The 18,122-nt window shown below is 71.2% G+C and carries 20 protein-coding genes; 12 read left to right on the top strand and 8 right to left on the bottom strand.

Going from position 1 to position 18,122, the window contains the following annotated elements; translation table 11 throughout:
• Positions 1 to 18: 18 nt before the first annotated feature.
• On the top strand, positions 19 to 699 hold the full coding sequence (locus ACFQMF_RS10070) for an L-threonylcarbamoyladenylate synthase (protein WP_256409117.1): 681 nt from the start codon (positions 19 to 21) through the stop codon (positions 697 to 699).
• Between the two features lie 31 nt (positions 700 to 730).
• On the opposite strand, the gene ACFQMF_RS10065 is transcribed toward ACFQMF_RS10070, so the two are convergent.
• From ACFQMF_RS10065 to ACFQMF_RS10055, 3 genes are all read right to left on the bottom strand, one after another.
• A complete protein-coding gene (locus ACFQMF_RS10065) occupies positions 731 to 997 on the bottom strand; it encodes an HAH_0734 family protein (RefSeq protein WP_256409116.1) in 267 nt (88 codons plus the stop codon).
• A gap of 71 nt (positions 998 to 1,068) precedes the next feature.
• Positions 1,069 to 2,889: a ribosome biogenesis/translation initiation ATPase RLI gene (locus ACFQMF_RS10060; RefSeq protein WP_256409115.1), complete on the bottom strand. Its 1,821-nt coding sequence runs from the start codon at positions 2,887 to 2,889 to the stop codon at positions 1,069 to 1,071.
• 1 nt (position 2,890) lies between these two features.
• Complete coding sequence (locus ACFQMF_RS10055) at positions 2,891 to 3,199, bottom strand: EMC6-like membrane protein (RefSeq protein WP_256409114.1); 309 nt, start codon at positions 3,197 to 3,199, stop codon at positions 2,891 to 2,893.
• 389 nt (positions 3,200 to 3,588) lie between these two features.
• Between ACFQMF_RS10055 and ACFQMF_RS10050 the strand changes: the two genes are divergently transcribed.
• Positions 3,589 to 3,870 carry a MarR family transcriptional regulator gene (locus ACFQMF_RS10050; protein WP_256409113.1) on the top strand — a complete coding sequence of 94 codons (282 nt, stop codon included), beginning with the start codon at positions 3,589 to 3,591 and terminating at the stop codon, positions 3,868 to 3,870.
• A gap of 78 nt (positions 3,871 to 3,948) precedes the next feature.
• Here ACFQMF_RS10050 and ACFQMF_RS10045 read toward each other — a convergent pair whose 3' ends face one another.
• On the bottom strand, positions 3,949 to 4,227 hold the full coding sequence (locus ACFQMF_RS10045; protein ID WP_256409269.1) for a DUF7536 family protein: 279 nt from the start codon (positions 4,225 to 4,227) through the stop codon (positions 3,949 to 3,951).
• 181 nt (positions 4,228 to 4,408) lie between these two features.
• On the opposite strand from ACFQMF_RS10045, the gene ACFQMF_RS10040 reads away from it, so the two are divergent.
• Positions 4,409 to 5,383 (top strand): C-terminal binding protein, encoded by a 975-nt coding sequence (locus ACFQMF_RS10040; protein ID WP_256409112.1) that lies wholly within the window; start codon positions 4,409 to 4,411, stop codon positions 5,381 to 5,383.
• Positions 5,384 to 5,423: 40 nt separating this feature from the next.
• On the opposite strand, the gene ACFQMF_RS10035 is transcribed toward ACFQMF_RS10040, so the two are convergent.
• Positions 5,424 to 6,248, bottom strand: coding sequence for a DUF6663 family protein (locus ACFQMF_RS10035; RefSeq protein WP_256409111.1), 825 nt, complete (start codon positions 6,246 to 6,248; stop codon positions 5,424 to 5,426).
• A 157-nt stretch (positions 6,249 to 6,405) separates the two neighbouring features.
• Here ACFQMF_RS10035 and ACFQMF_RS10030 point away from each other — a divergent pair, with 157 nt between their 5' ends.
• Positions 6,406 to 7,029 (top strand): methyltransferase domain-containing protein, encoded by a 624-nt coding sequence (locus ACFQMF_RS10030; RefSeq protein ID WP_256409110.1) that lies wholly within the window; start codon positions 6,406 to 6,408, stop codon positions 7,027 to 7,029.
• 44 nt (positions 7,030 to 7,073) lie between these two features.
• Here the strand turns inward: ACFQMF_RS10030 and ACFQMF_RS10025 are convergent, their stop codons facing one another.
• The 3 genes from ACFQMF_RS10025 to ACFQMF_RS10015 form a co-directional block, all read right to left on the bottom strand.
• Positions 7,074 to 7,610 carry a type IV pilin N-terminal domain-containing protein gene (locus ACFQMF_RS10025; protein ID WP_256409109.1) on the bottom strand — a complete coding sequence of 179 codons (537 nt, stop codon included), beginning with the start codon at positions 7,608 to 7,610 and terminating at the stop codon, positions 7,074 to 7,076.
• Between the two features lie 32 nt (positions 7,611 to 7,642).
• On the bottom strand, positions 7,643 to 8,044 hold the full coding sequence (locus ACFQMF_RS10020) for a hypothetical protein (RefSeq protein WP_256409108.1): 402 nt from the start codon (positions 8,042 to 8,044) through the stop codon (positions 7,643 to 7,645).
• Positions 8,045 to 8,146: 102 nt separating this feature from the next.
• Entirely contained in the window at positions 8,147 to 9,442 is a 1,296-nt protein-coding gene (locus ACFQMF_RS10015; RefSeq protein ID WP_256409107.1) for a DUF7094 domain-containing protein, read from the bottom strand.
• Between the two features lie 165 nt (positions 9,443 to 9,607).
• Here ACFQMF_RS10015 and ACFQMF_RS10010 point away from each other — a divergent pair, with 165 nt between their 5' ends.
• From ACFQMF_RS10010 to ACFQMF_RS09975, 8 genes are all read left to right on the top strand, one after another.
• The gene (locus ACFQMF_RS10010) at positions 9,608 to 10,918 is read left to right on the top strand and encodes a helix-turn-helix transcriptional regulator (protein WP_256409106.1); all 1,311 of its coding nucleotides are present in this window, start codon (positions 9,608 to 9,610) and stop codon (positions 10,916 to 10,918) included.
• Between the two features lie 112 nt (positions 10,919 to 11,030).
• Positions 11,031 to 11,819: an electron transfer flavoprotein subunit beta/FixA family protein gene (locus ACFQMF_RS10005; protein ID WP_256409104.1), complete on the top strand. Its 789-nt coding sequence runs from the start codon at positions 11,031 to 11,033 to the stop codon at positions 11,817 to 11,819.
• Positions 11,816 to 12,763, top strand: a complete 948-nt coding sequence (locus ACFQMF_RS10000; RefSeq protein ID WP_256409103.1) for an electron transfer flavoprotein subunit alpha/FixB family protein — start codon at positions 11,816 to 11,818, stop codon at positions 12,761 to 12,763. Before ACFQMF_RS10005 ends, ACFQMF_RS10000 begins: the two co-directional genes overlap by 4 nt.
• Positions 12,764 to 12,863: 100 nt before the next feature.
• On the top strand, positions 12,864 to 13,847 hold the full coding sequence (locus tag ACFQMF_RS09995) for a replication factor C small subunit (protein ID WP_256409102.1): 984 nt from the start codon (positions 12,864 to 12,866) through the stop codon (positions 13,845 to 13,847).
• A 471-nt stretch (positions 13,848 to 14,318) separates the two neighbouring features.
• A complete protein-coding gene (locus tag ACFQMF_RS09990; protein ID WP_256409101.1) occupies positions 14,319 to 14,885 on the top strand; it encodes a metallophosphoesterase in 567 nt (188 codons plus the stop codon).
• A gap of 319 nt (positions 14,886 to 15,204) precedes the next feature.
• A complete protein-coding gene (locus ACFQMF_RS09985) occupies positions 15,205 to 15,333 on the top strand; it encodes a DUF7859 family protein (RefSeq protein WP_255310142.1) in 129 nt (42 codons plus the stop codon).
• Entirely contained in the window at positions 15,333 to 16,511 is a 1,179-nt protein-coding gene (locus ACFQMF_RS09980; RefSeq protein WP_256409100.1) for an inorganic phosphate transporter, read from the top strand. The genes ACFQMF_RS09985 and ACFQMF_RS09980 overlap by 1 nt, the downstream gene beginning before the upstream one ends.
• Positions 16,512 to 17,036: 525 nt before the next feature.
• A complete protein-coding gene (locus ACFQMF_RS09975) occupies positions 17,037 to 18,107 on the top strand; it encodes an ornithine cyclodeaminase family protein (RefSeq protein WP_256409099.1) in 1,071 nt (356 codons plus the stop codon).
• Positions 18,108 to 18,122: the final 15 nt, after the last annotated feature.

The raw sequence follows: 18,122 nt of genomic DNA, 5'->3' as shown, positions 1-18,122 counted from the left end.
GCGGCCGAACGGTCGGCCGTGACGGACGACACAGACGATCGGGAGCCTCGGCCCGGATCCGAGCCGGATCCCGGACGCGACGCGGACCCGGGACGCGACGCCGCGAGCCGCCGTGACGACGTCCGGCGGGCGGCCGCGGCGGTCGCCGACGGCGAGCCCGTCGTCTACCCCACGGAGACGGTGTACGGGCTCGGCGCCGACGCGCTCGACGCCGACGCCGTCGAGCGCGCCTTCGAGCTGAAGGGCCGCGACCGGTCGAAGCCGCTCTCGCTGGGCGTCGCGAGCGTCGACGACGCGCTTCGCTACGCCCGCCCCACCGAGTTCGCGGTCGCGTTCGCCCGGGCGTTCCTCCCCGGCCCGGTGACGGTCGTCATCGAGCGCGGCGACGCGGTGCCCGACGCGCTCACCGCCGGGAGCGACCGGGTCGGGATCCGCGTGCCCGACCAGCCGGTCGCGAGGGCGCTCCTCCGTGAGACCGGCCCGCTCACCGCGACGAGCGCGAACGTCTCCGGAACGGGTAGCGTCACCGACCCCGCCGACCTCGACGACCGGATCCGCGAGGGGGTCGGCGCGGTGATCGACGACGGCGAGACGCCCGGCACGGAGAGCACCGTCGTCGATCCGGAAGCGGGGACGGTCCACCGCCGCGGCGCGATGGCCGGCGCGATCGAGGCGTGGCTGGCGGACCCGCCGGTGTAGGGCGGAGCGTAGCGTAGAACAGGCCGCGACCTCAGACCGCGAGCTCGCCCTTCTCGCTGAGCACCTCGACCTCCTCGGCGTCGACCGCGTCAACGTCGAGCCAGTGCGGTACGTACTCCCGTTTGTCGTACGCCTCGCGCTCGTCCTCGCTGCCGACGGTGCACCAGAGCTGGGGCTCGTCCGGGCCGTGCCAGCCGCCCTGGACGTTGATGCCGAAACAGACCAGCTCCTCGCCCTCGTACTCGATCACCGCGTCCCGCCGGATCCCGGGGTCGCCGCGAATGATGAGGTGTTGCATACCCCGCCGTTCGCGGGTTCCGTGCTTAATCGCTTCGATACGGCGGATCGGTCCGGCGGTGAGGCCTTCCCTCATCCGGAGTAGTAGTACTCGCCCTCGCGCTTCTGCCTGCTGTCGAGCTGCGAACCCGGCTTGTTGATCCGGGGGCGGCCCGTGCGCTCGTCGCGGCGGAAGGTGATGTCGAGGTCGGCGAGGAACTCGTTCATCCCGTCGCGCATGTCCTGCGGCGGCGCGGCGCGACCGCGCTCGGCCGGCTCGCCGTCGAACACCATCAGGCGGTCGGCGAGGAGGTCGATCATGTAGATGTCGTGGTCGATCACCATCACGGTCGCGTCGTGGTTCTCGGCGTACCGACGGATCGCCGTCGTCGCGCGGACGCGCTGCTCGACGTCGAGGTGCGCGGAGGGCTCGTCGAGCAGGTAGAGGTCGGCGTCCTCGGAGAGACAGGCCGCGATGGCGACGCGCTGGCGCTCGCCGCCCGACAGGTCCGCGAGGTTCTGCTCCATGATCCGCTCCAGTTGGAGCGGCTGGGCGACCTCCGTGTTCCAGTAGGAGGAGCCGAACTCGTCGGTGATCGAGGAGAGGAACGCGTCGACGCGCATCGGCTGGTCGATCTCGATGTACTGCGGCTTGTACGCGATGTCGAGCGCGAAGTCGAGCGCGCCCTCGTCCGGCTCCAGCGAGCCCGCGAACAGCTTCGCGAGCGTCGACTTCCCGATCCCGTTCGGCCCGACGACGCCGAGCACCTCGGAGTGGTTGATCTCGCCGCCCTCGACGTGCAGTTCGAACTCGCCGTCGCCGTACGACTTCGAGAGGTCGGGGTACTCCACCAGCGTCTCGCTGCGCGAGGCGACGCGGGGCGCGTGCTCCTCGAAGGTGATCGCGGAGGGGCGGATCCGCATGTTCTCGTTGTCGAGGTACCCCTTCAGGTACTCGTTGATCCCGTTGCGGACCGACTTGGGATCGGTGATGACCCCGTACGCGCCGGGCTCCCCGTAGGCGACGTGGAGGGTGTCGGCGAGCAGGTCGAGGATGGCGAGGTCGTGCTCGACGACGAGCATCGAGCGGTCGGCGGCGTCGTCGTCCGCCAGCTCCCGGATGAGCCGGGCGACGATCATCCGCTGGCCGATGTCGAGATAGGGGGTGATCTCGTCGAGGAAGTAGAAGTCGGCGTCGCGGGCGAGACACGCCGCGATGGCGACGCGCTGGAGCTCCCCGCCGGAGATGGAGTCGATGTCCTGGTCCATCACCGGGGCGATGTTGAGCCGCTCGATCAGCTCGTCGAGCGCGCCGCGCTCGTCGGTGCGCTCCAGCAGCTCGCGGGTGTTGCCGTCGAACTGCTTCGGGATCTGGTCGACGTACTGGGGTTTGCGGGAGACGCTCACGTCGCCCGCCTTCAGCGATTTCAGGTAGTTCTGAAGCCCCGTGCCGCGGAACCGGTCGAGCACGCGGTCCCAGTCGGCCTCCGCCTCGTGGTCGCCGAGGTTCGGGACCATCTCGCCGGCGAGCCCGTGGATCGCGGTCGACTTCCCGATCCCGTTCGGGCCGAGGATGCCGGTGACGTTGCCCGGCTCGGGGGTCGGAAGCCCGTACAGCGAGAAGGCGTTCTCGCCGTAGCGGTGGACCGGGTCCTCGTCGAGCTCGGAGGGGAGGTTGATGATCTCGATCGCGTCGAACGGGCACTTCTCGACGCAGATCCCGCAGGTCTCGCCCAGACAGATCTCCTCGGAGATGTGGATCTGGTCCGGGTCGCCCTCGACCGCGTCCTCGCCGCGCTCGGTGATGCACTCCTTGCCCGTCCGGTTCGGCGGGCAGTAGTTCGCGCACTCGTAGTTACACCGGTCGGGCTGACACCTGTCGAGGTCGACCACGGCGATGCTGTCGTCCGCCATCTCACGCCACCAGTTGCACGCCGGACGTGGCCAGCACGGTGTAGCTGATGAACCACAGCGTGAACGTCAGGAACGCCACGTAGAGGTTGTCCTTGACGCCGAAGTCGCCGACGCCGATGACCTTGTACAGCGGGAACTGGGCGAGCACGAACGCGCCGAGGACCAGCACGACCGTCGTGCTCTGTGCGGCGGCCACGGTCGTGCCCACGTAGGCGGCCGAGACGACGCCGGCGGCGATCCCCGCCAGACAGCAGATCGTCGTGACGACCACGCCGCGCGCGTGGCCCGACATGCCCGAGTCGTCGCTCATACCAACGGATCCGCGAGCACCCGTGAAAAGCCGTTCGTTCCGGCCGTCGCGCGTTCGGGACCGTCGGCGTCGAGCGCGGGCGAGACGTGAGGCCGACGCGAACGCGGAGGACCCGTGAGGCCGAAAAAAAACGCGAGCGGCGCGAGGCGAGCAGAGGCGATGAGCGAGGCGGGCGGGGGCGATGAGCGAGGCGGGCGGAGACGACAAGGCGAGAGCGCGCGCGAGCCCCGTCGCTGACTGACTGGTCAGTCGAACGGGCATATACCGGAGCATGTTGCTGGTTATCAGCGCGATAACCGGCAATAAAACCCGGATAATGCGGGAGAATCCCGGAAATGGGACCGCGGGCCATCAACATTTATGCCGATGTGCGGTTTCGAATCGTAACGATGGAAGGAACCCAATCGGAGGGGCTCGACGACCTCCCACCGAGCGCCAAACTCGTCTTCAAGGTGCTCGAATACAACGGTCCGCTGACACAGAAGGGCATCGTTCAGGAGTCGATGCTGTCGGCCCGAACCGTTCGGTACGCCCTCGAACGGTTGGAGGGGATCGGGGTCGTCGACGAGGACGTCTACTTCGCTGACGCCAGACAGAACCTCTACAAGCTCACCGAGCCCGCACAGGAGTTCACCGGCGAGGAGTGCGACGCCTCCTGTACCGCCGACTGAACCCGACGACCGGTTCGGACCCGCCCGACCTCGCCGACCACACGGTCGTTCGCGCCGCGGAGCGGCGCGCTCGCCGGGTCACTCGACTCGCCCGGTCGACGCCTCACCGGCACCCCGCGCCGCCTCCGCGATCGTGAGCGCGACGGCGACTAACAGCGCGAACGTCGCCGCCAACACGAACGCCAGGAACAGGAACCAGACGTCCGGCCCGAACAGCGGGTACTCCCGCGTGTCGATCACGGGGCCGAGCAGCTCCAGCGTCCGGACGAGGTACAGCAGGACCGCGAGCCCGGCGCCCGCGACGAGACCGATCCGGACGTTCCGGTAGAACGCCAGCGACTCGAGGAGGACGAGCATCGGGGGTTTAGAGGAGCTCTCGTCGGTCACGGGAACGCGTAGTCGCCCGGCGCGCAAAGAGCCTCCGGAAGCGGCTCGGGAGCGACCGTCGCCGCCCGGAATATCACGATCGAAAATAGACGTTTGAGTCCCTAACAACGTCAATACCAGCCATCAAGTGGGGTCGGGGCGAAGCGAGTCCATGGCCAAGGTCGTCCTGTCGTCGTTCCCGATGATCGACCCGGAGACGTACCGCGAGGTGCTCGGCGAGCGCGTCGACGAGCCCGTCGAGATCGAGGTCGCCGACCTGGGGTCGGCCGAGCGGGTGATCGAGGCGGCCGCGGGCGCCGACGCGGTCGTCACCGACATCAACACGCCGGTCACCGCCGAGGCGCTCGCGGCGCTCGACCTGGAGGTCGTCGTCCGGTCGGCGGTCGGCGTCGACAACGTCGACGTCGGCGCCGCGGCCGACGAGGGCGTCACCGTCACCCGCGTCCCCGACTACTGCACCGACGAGGTGGCGACCCACTCCGTCTCGCTGCTGCTCGCCTGCCTGCGCTCGCTGAAGTCGTACGACGACGACGTCGCCGCCGGCGGCTGGAGCTGGGAGACCGGCCGGCCGGTCCGCCGCGTGAGCGCCTCGACGATCGGACTGCTCTCGTTCGGACCGATCGCGAAGCGCGCGGCCGAGCAGCTCGCCGGCTTCGACGCCGAACTGCTCGCGCACGACCCGTTCGTCGACGCCGACGAGATGGCGGAGTACGGCGTCGAGGAGGTCGGGTTCGAGGCGCTGTTCGACCGCGCCGACCACGTCGGCGTCTACGCCCCCCTGACCGACGCGACCCGGGGGATGGTGGACGCCGACGCGCTCGCGCGGCTCGGCGAGGACTCGGTCGTCGTCAACGTGAGCCGCGGCCCGGTCGTCGACGCCGACGCGCTGCTCGACGCGCTGGAGTCCGGGGCGATCAAGGGCGCCGGCCTCGACGTGCTCGCCGAGGAGCCGCCCGAGGACGACCCGCTAGTCGGTCGCGACGACACCGTCGTCACGCCTCACGCGGCGTGGTACAGCGAGGAGGCCAGGGACGACCTGAACCGGAGCGGCGCGGCCGACGTCGCCGCCGTCCTCAACGGCGAGACGCCGGCCGGTCGGGTCGACCCCGACGCCGACTGGCTGTAGGCGGGACGACGAGGCGACCGGCGGCGCGAGCGGGGACTGGTTACAGCCGGTCGAGCGCGTCGAAGTCGTCGCCGTCGCTCTCGCCGTCCCCGTCGCCGTCGGCGGTTCCGGAATCGTCCGCCTTCGCCGCCTCGAACTCGCCCGCCTCCAGCCCCGCCGCTAACCCGGGACCGAGGTCGTACGTGTCCCGGACCGTCTGGGCGAGCACGCCGTCGCGGTCGAAGACGACGTAGACGGCGACGAAGTCGTGGGCGGCGGGCCGCAGCACGAACACCTCGCGCGGGCCGTCGTCCTCGCGCGACTCGTTGACGCGGGCGACGAGCGGCTCGATCGGGAGCCGCGCGGCCCGGAGGTCGGCGAAGGCGTCGCCGCCGGGCGCGTCGGCGAACAGGTACAGCGCTCCGTTCGGCTCGCCGTCGTTCGACCGGGTCGTGATCGAGCCGACCGCCTCCCCCTCGGCGCGGATCCGGTCCCACGTCTCGACCGCCGCCTCGAACATCCCCTCGACGTCGTCGGCGAACCGGAACCGGCTCTCGCGGGCGACCTCGACGTCGACGAACCGCGCCGAGGCGTCCGTCCACGCCAGCGTCGCGTCGACGACGTGGCCGGGCTCCAGCGACGCCACGCGCTCGGCGAGCTCCCCCTCGTACCCCTCCGCGGTCGCGTACAGGGGATCGAACCGGTCCTCGGCGTCGGCCGCCGTCGGATCGATCGGTCCGTCCGGGAGTTCGACGAGGACGAACTCCTCGGGGGCGTCGGCGGCGTCGGGAGCTGCGTCGCCCCCGCCGCCGTCGGAGTCGTCCTCGATGTCCGGTCGCGGCCGCCGGTCGTGCACGCGGAACCGGCCGCTCGTCGTCGGGTCCATACGCGTGGATCGGTCGGCGGGCTGATAAGCGGGGCGGACCGGGGCGCGAACGGATTCGCCGAGATATCGGTGTCGTCCCGTCGATACCCCGCCATATCGACGCCGCCGCGGGGCGGATCCGTGTCGTTATGGGGCGGGCGACCCAACGGAACGGTAAATGGGGATCCTCGAGGACAAGTCGAACGCCCGCCTGTTCTACAAGTACCTCTCGAAGGTGTACGACCGGGTCAACCGCTTCAACTGGAACGAGGAGATGCGTTCCGAGGCGCTCTCCTGGCTGGAGTTCGGCGACGATCCGAGGGTGCTCGACGTCGGGTGCGGCACCGGGTTCGGCACCGAGGGACTGCTGGAACACGCCGACGACGTGCACGGGCTCGACCAGAGCGTCCACCAGATGGAGAAGGCGTTCGAGAAGTTCGGGAAGCGCGACCTGGTGAACTTCTACCGCGGCGACGCCGAGCGGCTCCCCTTCCGCGACGACGCGTTCGACGTCGTCTGGTCGTCCGGCTCGATCGAGTACTGGCCGAACCCCGTCGAGGGGCTCCGAGAGCTGCGCCGCGTCGCCAGGCCGGGCGGACAGGTGCTCGTCGTCGGCCCCGACTACCCGCGCAACCGCGTCCTCCAGCGGGTCGCCGACGCGATCATGCTCTTCTACGACGAGGACGAGGCCGACCGGATGTTCGAGGCGGCGGGCTACGAGGAGTTCGAACACCACATCCAGCGGGCGACCCCGCGGAGCCCCCGAGCGATCACGACGGTCGCTCGCGTTCCCGGGGAGTAGCGCGCGACGGGTCGACGCGCTCGGTTCCTTCGCTTCGCCGTCGTTCATCTCGGTTCGACGACCGTCTCTAACGCCGCGACCGGCCGCCCGTCGACGGAGATCTCGACGGCGACCGCGCGGCCCGGTTCGAGGACGGGGTCGTTCGTCCCCGCGACGCGGAACGACGCCTCCCCGCCGACACGCCAGTCGCCGCCGCTGGCGGCGTTGAACGCGCCGGTCGGTCCCGGCCGGAACCCCGCCGCGGAGAAGAACGGCACCGGCGGCTGGCGGGCGAGGGGCTCACCGTCGACGGTGACGCGGACGTCGAGCTCGCTCGCGTCGAGGGCGTCGCCGCCGCGGTGCGTGACCGCGATCCGGTCGTCGGTCGCCGACAGCGACAGCGACGCCGTCGGGGCGGGCTCGACGGGCTCGGCGGGAGCGCCGAGCGCGACGGTGACGACGCCGCCCGCGAGGACGACCGTGATCGCGAGCAGGAGGACGCCGGCGACCGGGGCGAGCGCGCGGGCGGAGCGGCGGGCGTCCGCGTCGGTCTTTCGACGCGGCGGCGAGCGCGACGGCGGCGGTAAGCTGTCGGAGAGCACGGCGCGACTGGTCGCGGTATCCGATAAAAACGTCAGGACCGGGCGAGCGGAACCGCGGCGAGCGCCGCCACCGCGACTGCGGTGGCGAGGTTCAGCCCCCGTGTCGGGCGGGCGAACCCAAGGACCGTCTCGACGCCGACCCAGATCGCCAGCGCGACGCCGACGGCGACGGCCGTGGCTCGCCCCCACGAGCGACCCGCGTTGACCCCGTAGCCGGCGACGAGCGGACAAACGCCGAACAGCAGGAGGAGGAGGACGCCGGGGAGTAGGAAGTCGTCGACGGGGGTCGCGGCGAGCGGAGCCGGCGACGCGTTCACGAGGCCGCCGGAGGGGTCGACGACGAGCGCGACGCCGCCGACGGCCGCACGCGCCGCGAGCTGGCCGAGCGCGGCGAGGAGCAGCCAGTGCGAGAGGGGCCGACCGCGGAGGCGCATAGTCGGGGGTCGTCGCGGGACCGACAAGAGGCCAGTGCCGGGTTCCGATAGGCCGGGAACCCGCGGTTCCGGACGGCGGACGCCCGCGGTTCGTGTGCCGCGCTACCCCTCGTCGACGGGCCGCGGCGTCGGGATCGGCCCGAGACCGTCGACGACGACGACGCGGGGCTCGTCGACGACGGTGATGCGGTACGACCCCGCCGGCGAGAGCGTCCGGACGACGCCGTCGTCGTTCGTGGTGCCGATCGCTCTGCTGTCGCTGTCACCGACGCTTTTCGTGACGGTGACGTCGGGCTCCGGCTCGCCGGTCTCCTCGTCGAGGACGGTCACGGTCACCGGTCCGCCGACGTAGCTCCGGTCGACGGTGACGGTGAACCCGTCGCCGGTCTCGGAGACGCGCTCGGCGTCGGGGAAGGCGTCGAGGTCGATCCGCTGGTGCTCGACGAACACCTCCCGCGTTCCGCCGCTGACGAAGGTGCGGAGGATCCCGTACTCGTGCGGGACGGTGATCCGCTGGACGGAGCCGACCCCGAACGCGTCGGGCGCCCGGAGCGCCGCCGTCTCGGGGTACGACTCGGACGTTACCTCGATCGCGGCGTCGTTGCTTATCGGGCCGCCGCCGCGGTCCCAGCGGTCGTTCCGGAACGTCTCGCGGACGTACTGGCCGTCGACGATCGTCGCCAGCGTGACCGAGTTCGGGGTCGATTCGATATGAATCTCGGCCGCAGAGACCTCGCCGCTGGCGGTCGCGAGCGCGAGGTCGCGGACGGGCCCCTCGTACACCTGAATCGCGACCTGGAGCTCGTCGAGCCGAGTCGGGGAGCTGAAGCCGTCGGTCGCTTCCGCGAGCGCGTCGATCTCTTCGAGCCGCCGGTCGTACTCTTCGGCGATGGCGGAGATGCGGACGAGCTCGTTGAGGAACTCCCGGTCGGAGAGGTTCCCGGAGGCGTGCGCCCTGAACGCGTCCGACTGGCGGCCGTGGAGGCGCTCCTCGCCGCGTTCGACGCGATCGAGCGCCGCGAGGATGAGTCGACGCCGCTCCGCGTTCGTCTCGGCGCTCTCGATCCGGTCGACGACCGCCGCGGTCTCCACGGCGGCCTCGGCGTCCGCGACCGAGAAGGAGAGCGCGGGACCGAGGTTCGCGCCGCGGGGAGCGCTGGCGACCCGGGAGTCGGCGCCGGCCGGCGCGGAGAGCGTTCGGAACGTGAGGTTCGGCTCGTCGACCTGCGAGGGGTCGTTCGGGAGCCGCGGCGGCTCGATCGGGTCGGCGGCATCGACCGGAATCGAGCCGGGGACCTCGGCGATCGCCGTGGAGTCGGACCCGAAAGCGGGGGACGTCGTCCCTGCGACCGGGACGACCAGCAGCAGGACCGCGACGACGATAGGGAGGGCTCTCATCGTTCGATGGTTCGACCCCTGATATAAAAAATCCACCTCAACGGCCCCGCACGGCCCGGCGGCGCCGGGTCGGTCTGCGACGCTTCGGATGACCGAACGGACGTTTCCCGCCCACAAACCGACTATGGAAAGCGTTTTGCCCGGTCCACGAGAGGACAGACGTGCATGCGGAATCCCCTTCGCGTCCTCCTCGTCTCGCTGTTCGCCCTCCTCCTCGTCGGCGGCGTCGCGGCGCCGGTCGCCGGGGGCGCGGTCGCGTCCCCGGCGGCGTCTCCGCTCGACCCGTCGGCCTCGCACGGAGCGCAGACCGCCGAAGCGCCGTCGGCGGAGGCCCTCGGGACGACCGCGGGCCCCGCCGCGCAGATCGACTCCGACTTCGACCCGAACACGGCGACCCGGATCCGGATCGAACCGACGCCGGACCGCGACGCGCGGTGGGAGGTGTCCGTCAGGTACGCGCTGGCCGACGAGACGGAGGTCGGGGCGTTCCGGAGCGCCGGCGAGCGGTTCCGCGACGGCGAGGTCGGCCCGACCCCCGCGCTGTTCGAGGGGTTCGCGCGGGAGGCGAGCCGGACCGTCGACCGGACGATGCGGATCCGGGCCGTCAACCGCGAAGTGATCGTCCACGAGGATCCGTCCGAGTTCGACGTCGCCGACGACGGGACCGTCGCCGTCGGCGAGCTCCGACTGACGTTCGTCTGGACGGAGTTCCTCGGGACCGACGGCGACGACCTCGTGCTGGGCGACGCGCTGACGACCCCTGAGGGGACGTGGCTCCGGTCGCTCGGCGAGGGACAGACGCTGGAGGTGGCGACCCCGGAGCGGTACACCGTCACCGGGACCCCCGGCGCCACCGTCCCGCTCCGCGACAACGCCGTGATAATCGAGGGGCCGCGCACGTTCGCCGAGGGCGAGCGAGTCGCCGTCGTGTACGCGTCGACGGGGCCCGTGGGCCCCCCGTGGGAGATGCTCACCGCCGCGATCGTCGTCGCCGCGCTGCTCATCGCGGGGAGCGTCGTCGGCTACCGGCGGATAGAGACCAATGGGGACGACGTGACGGACGCAGCCGGCGCGAACGGCGCGAACGGCGCGAACGGAAACGGCGAGGGCGCCTTCCGGGAGACGGGTGAGGGAGCCGGCCCGAACGGCGGGGCGGTCGGGCCGCCGGACGCCGAGGGGGATCCCGACGGGTCCGCGGAGTCGGAGCCCGAGGAGGACCTCTCGCTGCTCTCGGACGAGGAGCGCGTCGAGCGGCTTCTCACGGAGAACGGCGGACGGATGCGGCAGGCCGACATCGTCTCCGAGACCGGCTGGTCCGACGCGAAGGTCTCGCAGCTCCTGTCGGAGATGGCCGACGGGGGACGGATCGAGAAGCTCCGCCTGGGCCGCGAGAACCTGATCTCGCTTCCGGACGGCGACGACGAGTCGGCGGACGGAGAGAGCGGGACGGCGGACGACGACCGCGCCGGGCGGTGAAGGGGCCCCGGATCCCGAACGCGGTAGGCGGCGAGGCCCGTCCGGAGCCAACTCCTCGCGGCGAGTGAGGCGTTTCGAAAACCCTTACAGGGCGAGCGACGGAGTAACGATCATGAAGGTTCTAGTGACAGTCAAAGAGGTCGCGGAGGCGGACGACGACTTCGCGATCGAGGGGACCGACATCGCGGAGTCGGACCTCGAGTACGACCTCAACGAGTGGGACGACTACGCCGTCGAGGCCGCGGTGCAGCTGGCGGAGGCCGGCGTCGCCGACGAGGTCGTCACCGTCACCGTCGGCCCGGAGCGGGCGGAGGAGACGATCCGGATGGCGCTCGCGAAGGGGGCGGACCGCGCCGTACGCGTCTGGGACGACGCCTTCGAGGAGGGGTTCGCCGACGTGGCCGCGAAGGTCTCGACGATCGAGGCCGTCGTCGAGGCCGAGGAGCCGGACCTCGTGCTGGGCGGGGTCCAGGCCGCCGACACGGGATTCGGCGCGACCGGGGTCGCGCTCGCCGAGCGGATCGACTTCGAGCACGCCGCGGTCGTCAACGACCTCGAAGTCGACGCGGACGCCGGCGTCGCGCACGTCCGCCGCGAGCTGGAAGGCGGCGTCGAGGAGCTCACCGACGTCGACCTCCCCGCCGTGTTGACCGTGCAGACGGGGATCAACGAGCCGCGCTACGCGAGCCTGCGCGGCATCCGGCAGGCGCAGCGCAAGGAGATCGACGCGAAGGAGCTGTCCGACCTCGGGCTGACCGCCGCGGACGTCGAGAGCGCGCTGACGATCACCTCGATGTACGAGCCGGAGAGCGAGTCGGACGCCGAGATGATCGAGGGCGACGCCGGCGAGGCCGCGGGACGCCTCGCCGAGGTGCTGCGTGACAAGGGGGTGGGCGCGTGATGAGCGTGCTCGTCGTCGCCGAGCACCGCCGCGGGGAGCTCCGCGACGTCTCCTACGAGGCGATCACGGCCGGCCGCGAGCTCGCCGACGCGCGCGGCGGCGACCTCCACGTCGCCGTTATCGGCGGGGACGTGGACGGCTTCACCGAGGACCTGAACCGCGAGGGTGTGGACGCGATCCACGCCGTCGAGAACGGGGAAGAGTTCGACCACAACGTCTACCAGGCGGCGGTCGGAGCCCTGCTCGACCGCACGGACGCCGGGACGGTCGTGGCGCCGAACTCGGTCAACGGCCTCGACTACGTCCCCGCGGTGGCCGAGGACCGCGACCTCCCGCTGGTGACGGACGCGATCGGGTTCGAGCACGACGGCGGCCTGACCGTCACCCGCGAGATGTACGGCTCGAAGGTGGAGACGACGGTCGACGTCGACGGCGACCGCCACGTGCTCACGGTCCGCGGCGGCGAGTGGGCGCCCGCGGAGGGCGTCGGCGACGCGGCGATCGAGTCGGTCGACGTTGAGCTGCCCGAGTCCGGCGCGCGCGTCACCGGCTTCGAGGAGGTCGGCGGCGGCGACGTCGACATCGCCGACGCCGACGTGCTCGTCTCGGTCGGGCGCGGGATCGAGGAGGAGGAGAACTTGGAGCTCGTCGAGGAGCTCGCCGACGCGCTCGGCGCGACGCTGTCCGCCTCCCGGCCGATCGTCGACAACGGCTGGCTCCCGAAGAACCGGCAGGTCGGCCAGAGCGGAAAGGTCGTCACCCCCGACGTGTACATCGCCGTCGGCATCTCCGGCGCGGTCCAGCACGTCGCCGGCATGAAGGGGTCGGACACCATCATCGCGGTCAACACCGACCCGAACGCGCCCATCTTCGACATCGCCGACTACGGCGTCGTCGGGGACCTGTTCGAGGTCGTCCCCGAGCTCATCGACGAGTTCGCCTGAGACCGCGTCGACTGACTCGCCCGAGCCGACGGCCGGGACCCGGTCCCGCCCGCGCCCCGTTCTCGGTTCGTTTATCACCCCGCCGACCTTCCGATCCGCCATGAGCGAGGCCGACGAGCAGACGGCTGCGACCGCGACCGGCCGGGAGATCTGGATCGAGAAGTACCGGCCGCAGTCGCTCGACGACATCCACGGCCAGGAGGAGATCGTCGAGCGGCTCGAAAGCTACATCGAGCAGGACGACATCCCCCACCTGCTCTTCGGGGGGCCTGCCGGTACCGGGAAGACGACCGCGGCCACCGCCATCGCCCGGCAGGTGTACGGCGAGGACAACTGGCGCGGCAACTTCCTCGAGCTCAACGCCTCCGACCAGCGCGGTATCGACGTGGTGCGCGACCGGATCAAGGGATTCGCGCGCTCGTCGTTCGGCGGCGATTTCCGGATCGTGTTCCTCGATGAGGCGGACTCGCTTACTGATGACGCTCAGTCAGCATTACGCCGCACGATGGAACAGTTCTCCGACAACACCCGCTTCATCCTCTCGTGTAACTACTCGTCGAAGATCATCGACCCGATCCAGTCGCGCTGCGCCGTCTTCCGCTTCTCGCCGCTCTCGGACGCGGCCGTCGCCGCGCAGACCCGCGAGATCGCCGCGGCGGAGGGGATCGAGGTGACCGACGAAGGCGTCGACGCGCTCGTGTACGCCGCCGACGGCGACATGCGACGCGCGATCAACTCGCTGCAGGCGGCGGCGACGACCGGCGACGTCGTCGACGAGGAGGCGGTGTACGCGATCACGGCGACCGCGCGGCCCGAGGAGATCGAGTCGATGGTGACGAACGCGCTGGAGGGCGACTTCTCGCGGGCGCGGGCGACCCTGGACACGCTGCTCACGGAGACGGGGATGGCCGGCGGCGACGTGATCGACCAGCTCCACCGCTCCGTCTGGGAGTTCGACCTGAGCGAGCGCGAGGCGGTCGCGCTGATGGAGCGGATCGGCGAGGCCGACTACCGGATCGCCGAGGGCGCCAACGAGCAGGTGCAACTGGAGTCGCTGCTCGCGTCGCTTTCGTTAGAGGAATAGGTCAGTTACGATCGAAGTCTCGGTTCGTTCGCGGCGTACGATCGCAGTTATTTATCACAGACCGACGGTAGCAGCGGCGGGCAGACCGTCTCCGAAGCTCCGGTCGTTCGGCGATATGATGACGATTGAGAATCGACTGGGTACACCTCCAAAGCCCCAGCCGGGAGGCGGACGCACGCTCGCTGCGCTCCTCAGTCGTTCGCTCCGCTCACTCCTTGCGGTGCTTACGTCGCCTGCGTCCGCCTCCCTGCTGCCCCTTTGAGTCCCACCCCGCACCGCACAGCGACCGCACCTCACACCACCCCAACCTCGCGGTTCGCGCTCTCCGAGCGCTCACCGAGCGCTCACCGGCTCCCTCGCGCGTGCTGCTCGCGGCCAGCGGGCCGCTCGCAGGCACGCGCCACCGCCCCGGCACATTCGAGTACTCGTCCCGGGCGCGCTTCTTAAGCCGGGCGCGCACGGACTGCGGGTATGCTCGTCGTCGTCTCCGACACGCACGCACGCGAGGAGTCGAAGCTGCAGGGGCGCACCGCGGAGGCGGTCCGCGAGGCCGACCTCGTCGTCCACGCCGGCGACTTCTACCGCGAACCGGTGCTCGACGCCTTCGAGTCGGCGGCGCGGACGCTACGCGGGGTGTACGGCAACAACGACGACGCCGCGATCCGCGACCGCCTCTCGGAGGTCCGGACGGTCGAGTACGCGGGCGTGCGGTTCGCCGTCACCCACCGCCACCGCAGCGGGGACACGGGACTGGTCATGCTCGGTCGGGGACGCGACGCCGACGCCGTGATCTGCGGGCACAGCCACCGCCCGCGGTTCGACGACTCGGGCGACCTCCCGATCCTGAACCCCGGGAGCCACGCACAGCCGCGAGGGAACCGACCGGGACACGCCGAACTGGAGCCGGCGACCGAGGTGGATGCGGACGGGGACGGAGGGGGCGAGACCGACGGGCGCGACGGGAGCGAGACCGCGCTCGACGGGCGACTCGTCACGCCGGACGGGGAGGTCTTCGAGCGGTTTCGGATCGGGCCGTGAGAAGTACCGCCCGCGGGAGAAGGGGGGGGGAGAGCGGGCGGGACGCGACGCCCCGCGGGCCGAGCCGCGCCGGCGGGCCGGAACGACCGGGGATGGGGAGGGGGGAAAGCAGGGGGAGGGCAGGGGGGAGCGATCGGCGGGGACCGGCCCGATCGACGCGGAGCGATCGCGGGGGAGAGGGCCGAAGCGGGGGTCGCGTCCGTACGTTACGCCGGAGATAGCTTATACCTAGCTTAGGGACAAACACGCGCTTTAGTCACCGCCCGCCGGCGGACGGGAGTCCCGAAACGCCTAACACCGTGCCGACGGATTCGACTGTATGCTCTCGGTCGAACCGCTGTTCGTGGTTATTCTCGTCGGTCTGCTCGGGCTCTTCTTCTTCGGGTTCCTCCTCGTCCGGCGCACGCTGACCGGGCTCCGCGAGGGGTACGAGGACGGCCAGCGGTAATGGTCGTCGTCACCGTTCTCACCCTCGGCGTCGCCGGCGCGGCGAGCATGTTCATGGCGTGGTCGATCGGCGCCGGCTCCTCGGGGTCCACCCCGTTCGCGCCGGCCGTCGGGGCGAACGCCATCTCCGTGATGCGCGCCGGGCTGATCGTGGGCGTCCTCGGGCTGCTCGGCGCCGTCCTGCAGGGCGCGAACGTGACCGAGGCGGTCGGCACGGAGCTGATCGGCGGCGTCACGCTCACCGCCGGCGCGGCCATCGTCGCGCTGGTCACCGCCGCCGGGCTCGTCGCGGTCGGCGTGTTCGCCGGGTACCCGATCGCGACCGCCTTCACCGTCACCGGCGCGGTGGTCGGCGTGGGCCTCGCGATGGGCGGCGACCCCGCGTGGCCGAAGTACACAGAGATCCTCACGCTGTGGGTGCTCACCCCGTTCGTCGGCGGCGGGATCGCCTACGTCGTGGCGCGCTCGCTGATCGGCGAGCGCCTCCCCGAGCGACCGCTCACCGCGGCGCTCGCGGGTCTCGTCGGCGCGATCGTCGCGAACGTCGGGTTCGCGCTGCTCGGCCCCCCGGGCGAGCAGGCGTCGCTCTCGCAGGCGATCGGGCCCGGGCTCGGGGTCGGCGCGGTCGGCACGCCCCTCGTCACGGCCGCGGTGGCCGCGGTCGTCACCGTCGCGGTGTACCTCGACCTCGGCCGCGACCGCGAGGGGGCCCAGCGGCGGTTCCTGCTGGCGATGGGGGGGCTCGTCGCGTTCTCCGCCGGCGGGTCGCAGGTCGGGCTGGCGATCGGGCCGCTCGTGCCCCTGTTCGTCGGCGACGCCGGGATCCCGCTGTGGGCGCTGCTCGTCGGGGGCGGAGTCGGGCTGCTGGCCGGGTCCTGGACCGGCGCGCCGCGGATGATCAAGGCGATCTCGCAGGACTACGCCTCGATGGGGCCGCGGCGGTCGATCTCGGCGCTCATCCCCTCGTTCGCGATCGCCCAGACCGCGGTCGCGTTCGGGATCCCGGTGTCGTTCAACGAGATCATCGTCTCCGCGATCGTCGGCGCCGGCTACGCCGCCGGCGACGCGGGCGTGAGCCGGGCGAAGATGGGGTACACGGTACTCGCGTGGGTCGGCTCGCTCGTCGGGTCGCTGGGGCTGGGCTTCGGCATCTACACCGTCGTGCAGTTCGTGCTGTAGGTGGTGCGACGAACAGGTGGAGCGGTGAATCTCGGAGTTCGGTTATATATAATTGTGGCTGGCAGATCGGCGGTGAGCATCGCCGAAGCCCCAGCCGCTCGGTAGTACGTGGTCGGCGACTCGACGACGAGGAGCTCCAAAGCCCCAGCCGCTCGCTTATAAATCGTTGCTGTCGGTGATATAGAGAACACCTCCAAAGCCCCAGCCGCGAGGACTCGCGCGGCTCGGTGCGCTCCTCGCTCGCGTTGCTCGCTGCGGTGCTTCCGTCGCCGTGCTTCGTCCTCGCGGCTGCCCCTTTGAGTCCCACCCAACCGCTCCGCACCGCAGCCTCACGCCTCCCCAGCCTCGTCGCTCGGTCGGGGCTCCCGCCGGTCGCCCGCTCCCTCGCGACTCCCTCGCGCGTGCCCCTCGGCCGCCAGGCGGCCTCGGCGGCACGCGCCACCGCGGTGGCCGGTCACACCGATCGCCCCCGTGCCCGCCGTCGATCCAGCAGGGTTCAAGTACCCCACCGGCAAAACTCGCGGCATGCAGACGCTGCTTCTGAACGCCGACGACGTCGACGAGAACGCTCGCATGGACCGGGTCATCGACGCGGTGCGCGGCGCGTTCACGGCCTACGAGCGCGGGAACGCGAAGATGCCGGCGAAGTCGTACATCGACCTCCCGGAGTACGACGGCGACTTCCGGTCGATGCCCGCCTACCTCGACGTGCGCGAGGCGGACACCGCCGAGGAGACGGCCGACGGCGAGGGGTGGGACGCGGCCGGGATCAAGTGGGTGAACGCGCACCCGAACAACCCCGCCGACCACGGCCTCCCGACCGTGATGGGGACGATGATCTACTCCGACCCCGAGACGGCGTTCCCGCTGGCGATCCTCGACGGCACGACGCTCACCATGAAGCGAACGGGCGCGGCCGCCGCGGTCGCCACCGACCACCTCGCCGTCCCCGACGCGACCTCGCTCGGGATCGTCGGCGCGGGCGTCCAGTCGTACACGCAGCTGGAGGCCATCGCCGAGGTGCGCGACGTCGAGGAGGTCGTCGTGAGCGACCTCGACGAGGAGCGCGTCGCCGACTTCATCGACGCCTTCGGCGACCGGTTCGACGTCCGGGCGGGCTCCGTTTCGGAGGCCGGCCACTGCGATATCCTCTCGACGGTGACGCCCGTCGAGGACCCGATCGTCGGCCCCGGCGACGTGGGCGAGCACACCCACGTCAACGCGATGGGCGCCGACGCGGCGGGGAAACACGAGCTGGCGGACGAGCTCCTGCTCGACGCGACGATCGTCATCGACGACCGCGAGCAGTGCACCCACTCCGGCGAGATCAATGTCCCCTACGCGGCGGGGACGCTCACCGACGACGATATCTACGGCGAGATCGGCGAGATCGTCGTCGGCGCCCGCTCGGGTCGGGCCGGGGTCGACGCCGGCGGAAACGGCCCCGCGACGGGCGGGGCGGGCGTCACGGGCGTCACCGTCTTCGACTCCACCGGCCTCGCGATCCAGGACGTCGCGGCCGCCCGCGTCGTCTACGAGCAGGCCGACGAGGCCGACAACGGCTCCCCGTTCGACCTGCTCGGACTCGCCGAGTGACCGCGACGGCCTTTT

It is taken from the genome of Halorubrum rutilum, assembly GCF_042665015.1.
GTDB classification, from domain to species: Archaea; Halobacteriota; Halobacteria; order Halobacteriales; family Haloferacaceae; genus Halorubrum; species Halorubrum rutilum.
Note: the sequence above shows the minus strand (reverse complement) of the source record. Positions and strands in the feature narration are given on the sequence as shown.